11 protein-coding genes and 1 pseudogene are annotated in these 13,321 nt (G+C 54.4%); 1 reads left to right on the top strand and 11 read right to left on the bottom strand.

Going from position 1 to position 13,321, the window contains the following annotated elements; all coding sequences use genetic code 11:
* Positions 1–273: 273 nt before the first annotated feature.
* Positions 274–1,119 carry a tyrosine-type recombinase/integrase gene (locus C816_RS18735; RefSeq protein WP_016323986.1) on the bottom strand — a complete coding sequence of 282 codons (846 nt, stop codon included), beginning with the start codon at positions 1,117–1,119 and terminating at the stop codon, positions 274–276.
* Between the two features lie 723 nt (positions 1,120–1,842).
* On the opposite strand from C816_RS18735, the pseudogene C816_RS25170 reads away from it, so the two are divergent.
* Positions 1,843–2,072: pseudogene (locus C816_RS25170) on the top strand (transposase); the annotation flags it as partial.
* Between the two features lie 116 nt (positions 2,073–2,188).
* Here C816_RS25170 and C816_RS18750 read toward each other — a convergent pair.
* The 10 genes from C816_RS18750 to C816_RS18790 all read right to left on the bottom strand — a co-directional run bounded on the left by C816_RS18750 (position 2,189) and on the right by C816_RS18790 (position 13,270).
* A complete protein-coding gene (locus C816_RS18750) occupies positions 2,189–3,760 on the bottom strand; it encodes an acyl CoA:acetate/3-ketoacid CoA transferase (protein ID WP_016323987.1) in 1,572 nt (523 codons plus the stop codon).
* Between the two features lie 51 nt (positions 3,761–3,811).
* A complete protein-coding gene (locus tag C816_RS18755) occupies positions 3,812–4,231 on the bottom strand; it encodes a MaoC family dehydratase (RefSeq protein ID WP_016323988.1) in 420 nt (139 codons plus the stop codon).
* 196 nt (positions 4,232–4,427) lie between these two features.
* Entirely contained in the window at positions 4,428–5,582 is a 1,155-nt protein-coding gene (locus tag C816_RS18760; protein WP_016323989.1) for an iron-containing alcohol dehydrogenase, read from the bottom strand.
* Between the two features lie 94 nt (positions 5,583–5,676).
* Positions 5,677–5,835: a hypothetical protein gene (locus C816_RS24640; protein ID WP_155979101.1), complete on the bottom strand. Its 159-nt coding sequence runs from the start codon at positions 5,833–5,835 to the stop codon at positions 5,677–5,679.
* A gap of 41 nt (positions 5,836–5,876) precedes the next feature.
* Positions 5,877–7,382: a tripartite tricarboxylate transporter permease gene (locus tag C816_RS18765; protein WP_016323990.1), complete on the bottom strand. Its 1,506-nt coding sequence runs from the start codon at positions 7,380–7,382 to the stop codon at positions 5,877–5,879.
* A gap of 210 nt (positions 7,383–7,592) precedes the next feature.
* Positions 7,593–8,612 (bottom strand): tripartite tricarboxylate transporter substrate binding protein, encoded by a 1,020-nt coding sequence (locus C816_RS18770; protein WP_016323991.1) that lies wholly within the window; start codon positions 8,610–8,612, stop codon positions 7,593–7,595.
* 66 nt (positions 8,613–8,678) lie between these two features.
* On the bottom strand, positions 8,679–9,170 hold the full coding sequence (locus tag C816_RS18775) for a tripartite tricarboxylate transporter TctB family protein (RefSeq protein WP_016323992.1): 492 nt from the start codon (positions 9,168–9,170) through the stop codon (positions 8,679–8,681).
* Between the two features lie 18 nt (positions 9,171–9,188).
* Positions 9,189–10,052, bottom strand: a complete 864-nt coding sequence (locus tag C816_RS22100; protein WP_016323993.1) for an acetoacetate decarboxylase family protein — start codon at positions 10,050–10,052, stop codon at positions 9,189–9,191.
* A 24-nt stretch (positions 10,053–10,076) separates the two neighbouring features.
* The gene (locus C816_RS18785) at positions 10,077–11,039 is read right to left on the bottom strand and encodes a 3-hydroxyacyl-CoA dehydrogenase family protein (protein ID WP_016323994.1); all 963 of its coding nucleotides are present in this window, start codon (positions 11,037–11,039) and stop codon (positions 10,077–10,079) included.
* A 293-nt stretch (positions 11,040–11,332) separates the two neighbouring features.
* Positions 11,333–13,270, bottom strand: coding sequence for a sigma 54-interacting transcriptional regulator (locus C816_RS18790; RefSeq protein WP_196803668.1), 1,938 nt, complete (start codon positions 13,268–13,270; stop codon positions 11,333–11,335).
* Positions 13,271–13,321 lie beyond the last annotated feature (51 nt).

Here is a 13,321-nt window from a genome sequence, read left to right on the forward strand (position 1 = left end):
AACTGGACGCTTTCTGTCTACTGGACGGCAAAAAGGCACAAAAACTGGACTGGAGAGGAATTGTTACCCTCCCCGGCCTGATTTTTGCGCCTGCCAAAAGACTGATATGTATAAAATATGGCCTGTGCCCTATCCGATTATGTTACAAATGTATTGCAAATTAAAAAACGTTGTGGTATTCTTAGAACCATAACGAATGCTGGAGCCCCCCAGAGGGGCCCTGCACCCTTAAATCAGGCTCCGCTTTACAACAAAACGACTATTCCGTTGTTTCTATATCACCAATCCCAGCCGTTCCAGGCGCTGCGCATGCACCGCGCTGCTCTCCATGATATAGATACGAGTAGTTTCTATGCTGGCATGACCCAACAGGTCTGCCAGCTTTGCTATATCCTTTTCCTCATTATAAAATAAGACGGCAAACAGGTGTCGAAGGTTATGGGGAAATACCTTACTGGCATCCACACCTGCCCGCTCACACAGGGCCTGCATTTCCCGCCAAATATTGGAGCGGTCCAGCGGCCGCCCGGTCCGGGTCACGAACACTGCTCCGCTTCGAATGCCACGCCGCAGACAGTATTCCTTCAAGGTCCGCCGCAGGCGCTTCGTTAGAAGAACGGTCCGCTGTTTGCCCTTGCAGTCCACTGCCGCAAAGCCCCTCTCCAGCGTTTCCACGGTGATGAACCGCAGTTCCGAAACCCGCATCCCTGTGGAACACAGCGTCTCCATCACCAGATACAACCGCTCATTACCAGCCCGCTTCGCGGTATCCAGCAGACGCAGATACTCCCCCCTTGTCAACTCCCGTTCTCCGGACCGGAACACACTCCGCTGGCGTTTCAGCGGTTTCACCCTGCACTCATTCCAGCCGAAAAAGCAGAACAGCCCATTCAACGCAGCCAGCACCCCATTGATGGTAGAGGGCGCGTACTGTTGGGACAGCAGGTACTCCTTCCATGCGACCGCAAGCTCTTTCGTAATGGCTCTGCCGTCCAGCCATACGGCGAACTGCCGGATGTCCCGCAGATATTTTTCCACTGTACCGGGTGCACGTTCCTCCAAACGCAGATGCTTGTCATATTCTGCAATCATCTCCGCCGTCAATTTGTGATCCTCCATTTTGAAAACCTCCGTTTCTCTTTCAGTTCATTTGAATTCTAACGTAAAGGCGGCCTGGCTTCAAAAGCCACGCCACCTTTTGTTATTTTACGTTTTCTAAAATGAGGATGCCAAATTAAAGCCGTAATATACCTCCTATGCTTTGACACCGGATTCTCCGGAGAAGGCCCGGATTTGCGGCGGAGATGAAAAAGACAGACTTCTCACCGGGCATAAAATCCGCACCGGACCGGTGACTGAAATGGACAGACGGAATCAGTCCCGCAGATACAAAGAAATAATTCACTCTGGACCCTTTGTTTCTATGCGGTTTTGTTTTTTGTCCCCACCATATATTGGCCCCTTCTTTTTCCGGGTAAAGAGCGCGAAATGTATTAACAAGGCCGGAAGAAAGTAATTCCTCAAAGTTGGCTTTGCTTTTTGGCTTAAATAGAAAGAATACCGTCCATATCTACATTCTGATTTTTTCGATAACTATCTATGGCCTTCCGAGTTATGTTGTTGAAATCCCCAGCCAGAATAACCGGCTGGGGAAAGCTTGCAATGTACTCGCGCAGGGTATGATCCCACTCGTTTTGATAACTAAAGCGTTCAGGCTCGAAATAGGTGTGGAGGCTGGGGACATATGCGCTAAAAAATAGTCTTCATATTCAAGATAGTGTCTACACAAGATTGGAAGAACATGGTAAATGGATGCATTCAGAGAAAGAAGAGGGAGAAGAGATGGAAGCTTCGTGTCATCGCCATGACATCAGTGGCAAAGTGCGGGCCCTGATGGAGCCGCATCTGCCTGGACAACGCGGCCAATGGGAAGGAATCACCCAGGATAACCGACGTTTTATCAATGCAGTATTTGGGGTACTGCGCACCGGAGTGCCTGGCGTGACCTGCCGCCAGATTATGGGAAATGGGGCAGTGTTCACCAACGCTTCATCCGGTGGCGCAAAAGCGGACGCTTGCTTCAAAAAAGGAGACACGCGGTGCGTGTCTCCTTTTTTGGCGCTCCGGTACTTCTCAAGCAAGGTCCCATAGAAGGCCGTCCCATTTCCGCGGCCCCAGTCATCCACACTCACCGCTTCATGTCCTGCCAGCGCAGTCCCATCCGTTCCGGCCGGAATATCCGCGGATCCATCTCTTTTACATCTTTGGAGATGCGGGGCGCAAAATCCATTTGCCCCAATATATCTCTCTCCAGATCCACGCCTGGAGCGATTTCAATCAGGGTCATGCCCTCATGGCACAGCTTGAATACCGCTCTTTCTGTAATGTAGAGAACATGCTGCCCTGCCTTGCCGGAAAAGCGCCCGGAAAAGGTGATCTGCTGGACCTGGTTCACCAGTTTTTTTACCCGGCCCTCCTGTTTGATCCGCAGCTTTCCGCCCGCCGCCGCCGCTTTTAATCCATCTGCAGTCATCGTTCCGCAGAAAATCACATTCTGCGTGGCCTGCGTAATATTGATAAAACCGCCTGCTCCCGCAATCCTGGGACCAAATTTTGAGACATTGACATTTCCCTCCCTGTCGGCCTCGGCCAATCCAAGGTAAGCAAGATCAAGTCCTCCTCCGTCATACGTGTCAAACTGTGTGGACTGGTCCAAAATGCACTCCGGGTTCAAAGACGCCCCAAAGCCGATCCCAGACACCGGAATTCCGCCGACGGGGCCGGACTCAATGGAGAGAGTCAGCCGGTCCCGCAGCCCCTCCTCTTCTGCCACGGCGCCGACTCCCTCCGGAATACCGATTCCCAAGTTGATTACCGCATCCGGAATCAGCTCCATAGCGGCACGGCGGCAGATAATTTTTTTCGCGTCCAAAGGCCGTTTTCCGGCGGCGGTACGGATCAGCATCCGGCAGTCTCCGCAATACCCCGGGTTGAACTGCTCGTCAAATGTCATCATGTGGTTTTCGGCGCTGGACACAGGTACCACATAATCCACCAGCGTGCCGGGAATATGGACCTTTCGCACATCGAGACTGCCGTAGGGAACCACCGCTCTCACCTGGACAAACACCCGGCCGCCGCAGTTTTTGACGGCTTGTGCCGCCTGCAAAGACTCCAGATAACAGGCCTCCTTCTCCATAGAGATGTTGCCTCGTTCGTCGGCATAGGTCCCCCGCAGAAAGGCAAAATCCGGCAATTTCAAATGCTTGTAATGCAGATATTCCATGCCGCCGATCTCAATGATCTCAGTAAAGTCCTCGGTAGTTGCGCCGTTCAGCTTTCCGCCCTCGAGCCGGGGGTCCACAAAGGTCTCCAGCCCAATGCGGGTGATCGTGGGCCGTTTGGCGGCGATGTCCCGGAACATATGGGAAATGACGCCCTGGGGCAGGTTATACGCCTGGATTTTGTCGTGGGTGATGAGATCCTGCACACGCGGCGCCGGATTGAAATGTCCGCCGGCAATCCAGTCCAGCAGTCCCTCGTGCGCCAGGTGATTAAGCCCCTTGCCGCCTTTGTCGCCCTGGCCCGACGAGTGTATCCAGCTCAGATGCCTCGGCTCGCCCGTCTCCAAAAACCGCTTTTCCAGCTCCAGCAGCAATTCCTCGGCGACATCGTTTCCGCCCATGCCCTGAGAACAGCCGGTTTGATGGGAGTCAATCAGTCCGGCGGCCTCTGCCGAGGAGATAATTTTTACGCTCATTTTATGGCCTCCGCAAATCATTTGTATGGGTATCCGCAGTCCGCAAAGCGGTCACATGATGTATTCCTGTCCCTCTCCGGTAATCACCAGCTCCTGATTCTGATTGAAGCACTCCGTCCTGATCCTCACACGGCGCTTTTCCTCCAGCTTTTCTATGACGGTGGCCGCCGCCGTAATCGTGTCGCCAATATACACCGGCTTGATGAATTTCAGAGTCTGTCCGGAGTATACGTTTCCAAACGTCGCCTTTGTCATAACCGCAGAGATCAATCCGGCCACCATCAGCCCCGGAACGACGATGTTTTCAAAGCGGGTCGTTTTGCTGTACTCTGCGTCGATATGGATGGGATTCATATCCCCTGTCAGGCCGACCCACAAAACCACATCCGTCTGTGTCATGGTTTTGGTAAAGCGGACCTCGTCGCCGATCTGTATATCATCCCAACGCTTGACTTTCGAGCTGTAATTCACTGTGCGCACTCCTCTCCGCTTCTATAGTTAAACTTGAAAAACAGCAGAGCTGTTTTCGGGCGGGCAAAGCCCGCCGGCGTATAAAACACACCGGATCTGACTATGAAATCCAAGCCATGGCCGCTTTCAGCGGCCTGTAACGGCGGATATGCCGTCACGCTTAAAAATAATTTTAACTCTTTTCAAGTTCCTTGGATTATAAAAGCTGCCGGTAAATCTCCGCTGCGTCTGCCGGAGTGATCTCCCGCCTGTTGTTCACCAGCAGCCGGGAGGCCTCCATTCCCCCGGAGACCAGCTGCGGCAGGTCCTCACTCCGCACGCCGAGCTCCGTCAGACTGGTGGGAATATCCAAATGCCGCACGATCTCCTCCAGACGGGCAATCAATGCCTCGCTCTTTTCCTCCGCGGTGACCGCGCCGCCCCGAATACAGCGGTCATAGGCCTCCGCAAATTTATCGCGGCAGGCAGGCTCGTTAAACCGCATAACCGGTGCCAGCAAAACCGCATTGGAAACTCCGTGGGGGATATGGTATCTCCCGCCCAGGGGATAGCTCAGAGCATGCACCGCCGTACAGCCGGATGCGGCGATGGCAATGCCCGCATAAAAGCTGGCGATCTGTACGCTGCGTTTGGCAGCAATGTCATCCGGAGAGTCACAGGCCGGTTGGATATGGTTGAGGATCAAATCCAGCGCCTCCAGCGCATAGAGGTCGCTGAACGGGTTTGCCTTACGGCTGGTAAAGCACTCAATCGCGTGGGCCAGCGCGTCGACGCCTGTGGCTGCGGCGATCTTCCGGGGCAGATCTTTTACCATGGCCACATCCAAGATCACGTAGTCTGCGATCATATCCCCGTTGACAATGCCGACTTTCAGCTGCTTTTCCGGCACGGCGACAATCGCATTGGGCGTCGCCTCGGAGCCGGTGCCTGCAGTAGTTGGAATCATCAGCGTCCGCAGGCACTTCCTGGCCCGGGCGGGGTTGTCCAGCAATTCCTTGACTCCGTATTCCTCGGTCATCAAAATGCTTGCCAGTTTGGCGGTATCCATCACGCTCCCGCCGCCGGCCGCAATGATAAAATCCGCTTTGGCGGCCTTGCATTGGTCTACCAGCTTCTGCGCCTCCATATAGGACGGTTCCGGCGGCAGATCGTCCAGAACACAGTATTCTGCACCGGCTCCACGGATTTTTTCCAGGGGAATGTCCAGCAAACCCGCCCTTTCAACCCCCTTATCCGCAAAAACCGCGGCTTTTTTCACACCGTTGGCAGCCAGTATGCGGCCGATTTTATCCAGCGCATCCTCGCCGCCGTACACGGTGTCCGGCAGCTTTAATTCATATTTTGAGAGCATAGCCGCTCCTCCTTGTCATTACGTCTGCCCAATAGAGCGCGCGGAAAATATCCGGACGGCTCCGGCAAAACTGATCTTCTGCGCTTCCGTCTCACTAGGCCATGTTTGAAAAAAGGCGGAATGCCCAACGGCGAGAGATTTTTTTGCCAATCAAGGCAAATTTTTGCAGGCGGGCTGACGCCCGGCAAGAACATTTAACGCAGAGTGCCGGATCAAGATCCACCGTTTGGGCGTTTTGACTTTTTTCAAACATGGCCTAACCTTCCGCAGCAGCGGACTTTCCCGGGAAAGCCGTCAGGCTCCTGTCCTTTTCCCCTGCTTTCTGCGCTCGCTTCGCCTTTTTAAGAGCGTGGGCAAAACCAGCATCAGGACGGAAAAAATCAGCAGTCCGACGGAAATGGGCTTGCTGAACAGGGAGATGAAATTACCCTGGTTTGCAATCAGCGCCGTGCGCATATTGCTCTCGATGATATTCCCCAGAATGTAGCCCAGCACAACCGGTGCCAGAGCAAAGCCGTTGTTCACCAGAAAGTAACCCAACACACCTACGCCCAGCAGCACCCAGCTGTCAAAGAGGCGATTATTCACCGTGATCGTTCCCACCACGCACATCAGCAGGATAATGGGAAACAGCAGGTTCATCGGAACAGCCAGAAGCTTGATAAATACCCTCATCAGCCTCATCTCCATCATGTACATCACCACATTGGCCAGGAGATAGGCGGCGAAGATGATTCCCACAACGTCCACACTGCCGGTAAAGAGCAGAGGCCCTGGCTGAAGTCCATGGACGACCAGGCCGCCCAGCAGAATGGAGGTCACCAGGTCGCCGGGAATGCCCAGCGTCATCATGGGAATGATGGCGCCGCCGCAGCAGGCGTTGTTGGCGGCCTCAGACGCCACGATCCCCTCCGGAGTGCCGGTGCCGAACGCCTCGGGGTGCGGGGAGGTCTGCATGGCCGTTGAATAGGACAGCATTGAAGCGGTGGCCTGCCCGATGCCGGGCAGAATTCCAATAAAGGTTCCAATCAACGAGGAGAGAATGTGGGTCTTTCCCGTGCCCTTCAGCAGCTCCTTTCCGGGAAACGCCCGGATTTTGCCCGGAGAAATGGTCTCAAATTTCTGATTGATGGACTTTAGCTGCGTCAGTACCTCCGTAACCGCAAACAGGCCCATCAGCACGTCCAAATTGTCCAAGCCCCCGTTGAGCTGCCACATGTCAAAGGTGAGCCGCGGCGTACCCATTACGGCGTCCATACCGACCATGGAGAGCACCATCCCGATAATTGCCGAGATCAGGCCCTTAACCATGTCTTTGGCGCAGAGGCTCACCACAACAGAGAGGCCCATGAGCCCCATGGCAAAATACTCCCATGCGCCGAACATCAGCGCAGCCTTTGCAAGCTGTGGAGCGATAATCACCAGCGCCAGGGCGCTGAGCACTCCGCCGATAAACGACGAGAACACCCCCAGGGTCAGAGCATCCCCGGCGCGCCCCGTCCGCGCCATCGGACTGCCGTCAAAACAGGTGACAATCGATGCGGGTGAGCCGGGGATGTTGAGAAGCACCGCCGCAATCAGACCGCCGGAAATTCCGCCGACATAAATGCCGATCAGCGTTGTAATTCCCTCGTGCGCTGTCATGGCAAACGTAAAGGGCAGTATGAGAGACACTCCCAGCGCAGCGGTCAGGCCCGGAATCGCGCCGAATACCATTCCAAAAAACACGCCGGCAATCAACAGCGCAAATAACAGCGGTTCTTGAACAAAGCTCTGAATACCAGTCAGCAAAACACTCAATGCGTCAATCTCCTTTCTGAAAAGCCGGCGCGCCGCGGCGGGGAGATCCCGCCGCGGGCGGCAAAGCGCCATAAGCCCGGAAACCGCATCAGATCAAGAGAGCGTATGTTATCCGTGCGGCCTTCGCCGGAATTTAGACTGTGTTTGATAAATGTCAAAACGCCCAAGCGGCGGCTCTTTTTCCGCTGTTTATCAAACAAGGCTCAGCTCTTATTTTACCAGGCCGGCCCACTTCGTCAGATCGTTGACGATGGCCGGAATGATGTCCCTCAGCTCGGCGCTGGTGCTGAAGGCCGGGGTATAGCCCAGACCCAGCAGCGTCTCCGAGCACTCCGGAGACTCGCAGGCGGCCTGGAGGGCGTCGGAGAGATAACTGACAACGGCCTCGTCGACGCCCCCGGTGGTCCAGATGCTCCGATGCAGGCCAAACTCGATGTCATAGCCCTGCTCCTTGAAAGTAGGCGCGTCAAAAAAGCTCACACGCTCGTCGGAGGAAACGCCCAAAACGCGCATATCGCCGGAATCTACCAGCGCCTTGATCTCGGAAACCTGACAGATCACCGCGTCGTTGTCGCCGCCGAGAACAGCGGTGCGGGATTTGCTTCCGCCGTCATAGGGGACATAGGTAAACTCATAGCCGGCGACATCGGCCAGGCCAAAGGCGAAAAATTCGTTGGAACCGCCCTTGGAGGTGGAAGCTACGGTACACTTCGTGCCGGCCTCCTTGGCATAGGCCACAAAATCGTCAAAGGTCTGCCAGCTGGAGGCGGAGGCGACAGCCAGAACGTTGGCGTCCTCGGCCACTACGCAAAGAGGCGTCAATTCGGCGTACAGCTCGTCCTGCAAAGCCCCGGACATATACTGGGCAATCCACGCCTCCGGCGCTACAGATACCAGGGTATAGCCATCCGGGTCGGCGTTGAAGCACTCATAACTGCCGGTCAGGGCGTTGGCGCCCTCAATATTGGTGACCACCATAGTCTGCCTGCCCAGATCGATTTCCGCCGCAACCGCGCGGACCATCAGATCCGTACCGCCGCCGGCAGAATAGGGCACAATGCAGTTGACGGATTCGACAGGGAAATTGAGGGCCGGCTTACCGGCATCGGGCGCAGCCGGATCGGCGTTGGGGCCTGCTGCGGACTGACCCGTATTTCCGGAACAGCCGGGCAGACAGGCCAGCAGCATGAGGACACCGAGCAGGAACGTGACAACTCTTTTCATCTTCATAATTCGTTCTCCTTTTGTTTTATTTATGAATTGCCGTGCAGGCAAAACATTGCGCGTCCGTTTGCCTCAAAAAAGTTTGCCGGCGGGGAGCCTTACGCTTAAAACACGGGTAAACAGCAGTTCGGTAGCGGCAGTCGTGACCAGCGCCGCCGCCGCGTACATGAGGATATGAAGTACAAGGGCTCTCCCGGTATAGTCCAATTTACCCATCCGCTTGCTGTACACAAGAATCAAAATAGCCTCAAAGGCGAATGTGGAGACGGCAAAGCCCAGTGTATTCATGGAAACGAGATACAAAAACAGCATTATCACAGTGAAAACGCCGTCTTTGCACCAGATTGGCTCGCATTTCTCCATGTCTCTTTTGAGAACAGCCCTGACAATCATGATCGCTGCCAGCGCCGCCAAAATGCCGAGCCATATCCACAGATATACATCCGGTCGGGTAATAAAAACCGGATTGCCGCTGATCCGCATATCCAGGGTCTCAACCACTCCAAAAGCACAGCAGGCGATCAAAACAACGCCGTAGATTACATCACGCTTCCATTTTGCCATGAGCGCCTCCTAACGTCATCACTCAACAATGTGCTGTGCATATACGTCGTTATGGGAGTAGACGACAGACTTCTGTGCCCCCACATAACGTTTGAAATCCATATCGCACAGAAATTGGATAATGCGGGCATGGGCCGGAGAGTCCTTCCACTCCGGGCGGTGCCACACCAGCCGGCCGCGGCAGAATTGGCTCTCGGCGGGCGGGCAGTCCGATTGATCCATGTCAGCGGGCGGATTCCAGTCCGCAGGACCCAACACAGAATAGCACGCGTCCGCCTCGGTGAAGGGTGCGCCGGTGCGGGGAACATATTTGAAGTGGAGCTTGCCCTTGTTTTCAGGATTGCAAAGGATCAGCCTCAATGTCTCCGGGTCTTCCGGCTGGGCGTTGACATCCACGACCATCTCCAGGAAGGTAAATTTGTGTGAGGCAATGCTGCCTTTGGCAATGCCGTCCTCTTCCTTCATGGTTTCGATGAATCCAAAAATCTTGGAGTAGCCCAGCTGCTCCCTGCCGGTGAGAATCGCATCGGCAACATCCTCCCAGAGAACGGGCTCAAACATCGCGGCAAACCGGTCCTTTTCTCCTTTGAACCAGACGGGGATCTCCACATGGACGATATTATAGCCCCCGCCCTGCAGCCAGGCGATGTTTTCCAGCTCGGAGAAGGTGATGACGACATGGGGGGAGAGAAGCGCATACTTCTCAGGCAGAATAGCCTCCAGGCATTGGGCGGAAACCTCGCATACCACCTTATAATGCGTTGTTTTTGTCGGCGAGTCGTAGACCCAGCGTCCTCCCTCGGGCTTTTGCCGGGGGGTGACGCAGGGGCCGAAGACCACCGGCATGGTGTACATTTTTCCTTCCTCGAATTTGAAGCTCATTTTAATATCTTCCTCTCTGTTTTCTTATACGGAGTCGGCCATAAACCGCCCCGCCAATTTATATGCCTCCGCTAACTGCGCATCCCGCTTGCGAAGCAGCACGTCCACGTCCTGGCCGCTGTAATCGTAAAACCCCTTTCCCGCCTTGATTCCAAAGGCCTGCTCCTGCTCCAGCTTTTTCAGGATCTCCGGCAGTCCTGCCTCGGGCGGCAGATGGTAGCTGCCATTTTTATAATTGTTGATGGTCATATCCACTCCGCCAAAGTCGATCTTTTTGCAAATACCCAGTACCATGGCCCTGGGTATGAAGCTCATTCTGGCGGCATAGTCCACGTCCTCCGCGCTGCAATAACCGTTATCCAGAAGGTAGAACACCTCGCGGTTGATGCACTGTAAAATCCGGTTAACAATATAGCCGCGAATAAACTTCTTCATTTGGACAGGCGCTTTCCCGCACTCTCGCAGCAGCTGCATCACCGCGTCCGCCATTTCCTGCGGCGCGGCCTCGCTCTTTACGACCTCCACCAGGGGAACCAGCTGCGCGGGGCCATACCAGTGGGCGATCAGCTGGCGGGACAGCAGGTCCTCGGGAACAACCTTAAAAATATCCAGGGCGGACGTATTGCTTGCAACGATTGTCTTTTCCTGAATATAGGGCAGCAGGCTGCGGTAAAATTCGCGCTTGACCGATTCTTTTTCCACGATGGTTTCCATAATCAGATCCACACCTGTGACAGCCTCTTCCAGACAGGCTGAAAACCGCGCGCGCGCAAAGATATTCTCAACATCCTCTTGTGCGATCAGCTCCTGCTCGGCCGAGGTTTTCAGTCCGTCATAAATGCGGGTCCTGGCCTTTTCCCGGGTCTCCTCCACCGGCTCCCAGACATTCACTGTGCGGCCGCTGGCAATCAGAGCCTGTGTAATGCCGGGACCCATCGTGCCGGCGCCTATCACGGCAATTTTTTCAATGGCGTATGGATTATTCATTTTGCGGGACCTCCTTCCCAGATGGCAAAATATATAAGCAATATTCGTGCCATATTTTACTGTCAAAACATCTGCTGAAAAAGCCCAAAGCCGCCGCTTTTTGGGTGGTAAACGCAAATATTTCAAATCCGCTCCCGCGCCCGTTTGTTTCCTAAAGCAAACAAGGTAACGTTACATGCAACGAACCGGGCCCGCACAGAATGCAGCCCCAGCCTGGCAGATCGGAAACCGCGTGCAGAGAAAAAGCCCCTTTGCCTCCGGATGTGCCAATAGAAGCAAAGGGGCCGCTGTTTTTACAGATGCAGTTCTATATCCTGCTCTTCCTTCTTCAAAAGTCTCCAAAGATGAGTCCTGCTGATCCCAAGCCGTTTGGCGGCTTCCGTCCTGTTCCCCCCGCACAGCCGCAGGGCCTCCTGAATTTCCGGCACGCTGACAGACCGGGCCGCTTTTGCGCCCGGATACGCTCCGGCCGTGCCCGGACCTTCGTCCCGCGGAGAATTGCTCAACAATGTTTTGACCTCCGCGGGACCGATTGTACCCATATAGTATCCCAAAGCGAAAATTCTGCTGGCAAAATTCTGCAGCTCCCGCACATTGCCCATCCAGCTATAATTCAGGAGATGCCTTTTGGCCTCCTCGGTGAAAACAGCCGTGCATTTGAGATTATACTGCCTTCCCCGCTGGACCACAAACGACTCCAGCAATGGGAAAATATCCATCCGCCTCTCCCGCAGCGGAGGAATCGTAAGAAACACGGTGTTCAGCCGGTAAAACAGATCCTGGCGAAACCGCTTTTTCTCCACCTCTTCATAGATGTCCCGGTTGCTGGCCGCTACAATGCGCACATCCACAGGTATGATCGTATCAGATCCGATTCTTCGCACCTCTTTCTCCTGGATAACCCGCAGCAGCGCGCTTTGGGAGGCCGGAGAGAGCTCGCCGACTTCATCCAGAAATACGGTGCCTGTGTGAGCCCGTTCAAAAATACCGGGCTTACCGCCCCTTTTTGCCCCTGTGAACGCCCCTTCGCTGTATCCGTAGAGCTCACTTTCCAGCAGACTTTCCGGCAAGGCCGCGCAGTTGATCGCATAAAAGGGTCCTGCGCTCCGGCCGCTCTCGTTGTGGATGCATTGGGCAAAGAGCTCCTTACCCACGCCGCTCTCCCCGTATATCAGTACGTTTTCATCAAATTTTGCGCATTGCTTCGTCTTCTCCTTGCAAATGCGCATTTTCTCGCTGTTTCCTAAAATATCCTCCAGCGTATACTTGGCATATTGGCCCTTTCTGCGGATCTCCGCGCGAATTTTCTTCTCTTCTTCAACCACACTGTCCGTCTTTCTGAAAAAAATAAAGGCTTCCCTGCCGCCGTCGGCGCCGCAGACATTCTTCGTGTCCATAATAATATCCTCGGACGCCGTTGTATTGACAATCACATTTGTCTGCTCGTTGGACAGCACCTTTTCCCAGCGAATCCCCGGAATTGCGGCAGGAAGATCAATTCGTGAGACATCCTCGTTGTAAGGGATTCCGAGGACGCGGCGGGCGTAATCATTGATCCACTCCACCCGGCACATCTCATCGATGTTGATGATCCCCTCGTTCCGCGTGCTCAGCACCGCCTCCATTTTTCCGTTTCGCGCGGCGTCCTTTCTCCGGGTATCGATCAGGCCGATTGCCTCAATGACTGCCGTACGGATTGCGTTTTCGCCCACATACAGCGGGGCACAGCGCCCACCGATTTCCTTTGCCCGCTGAATCCCATTGTGTCCGCTGAACAAAATCCGGTCCCGCATATAGACCTGATTGATCTTATCGTAGTACTCCTTCATATCGTAGTAGCTTTCAATCTCCGGATAAACGCCAAAGAGAGAATGGATATAGCTGCTTAACTTCTCACATTTCAGCAGTACATTGCTGTTCTGAAACAGGATTGTGACAGGATCACGCTCTTTAATCCCGTAGTCGATCATCGCCTCCAAAACATCCAGCAGGTCCGGCTCCGCGGTTGCCACCGGAATGTCCACGTCCGCCTTTATCAGCGCTGCAGTATAGCCGCGGGCGATGATCGCTTCATACCCCAGCTGTTCAATCATTTTTGCCCGCTCAGTGAGGATTTCATATGAGAAATCACTGCCGTATTGTATGACCTCGGTATTTTCAAATTCGGTTTGCAATTGGTTTGTGTACTTTTCCAAACGGTCCTGATAGGTCAGGATCGCAATTTTCCTCATATGATTCATCATTGACCTCATTTCCACGCCGGTGATTTCGTATCCGCAGCA

This window comes from Oscillibacter sp. 1-3 (assembly GCF_000403435.2).
Classification (GTDB): Bacteria; Bacillota; Clostridia; order Oscillospirales; family Oscillospiraceae; genus Oscillibacter.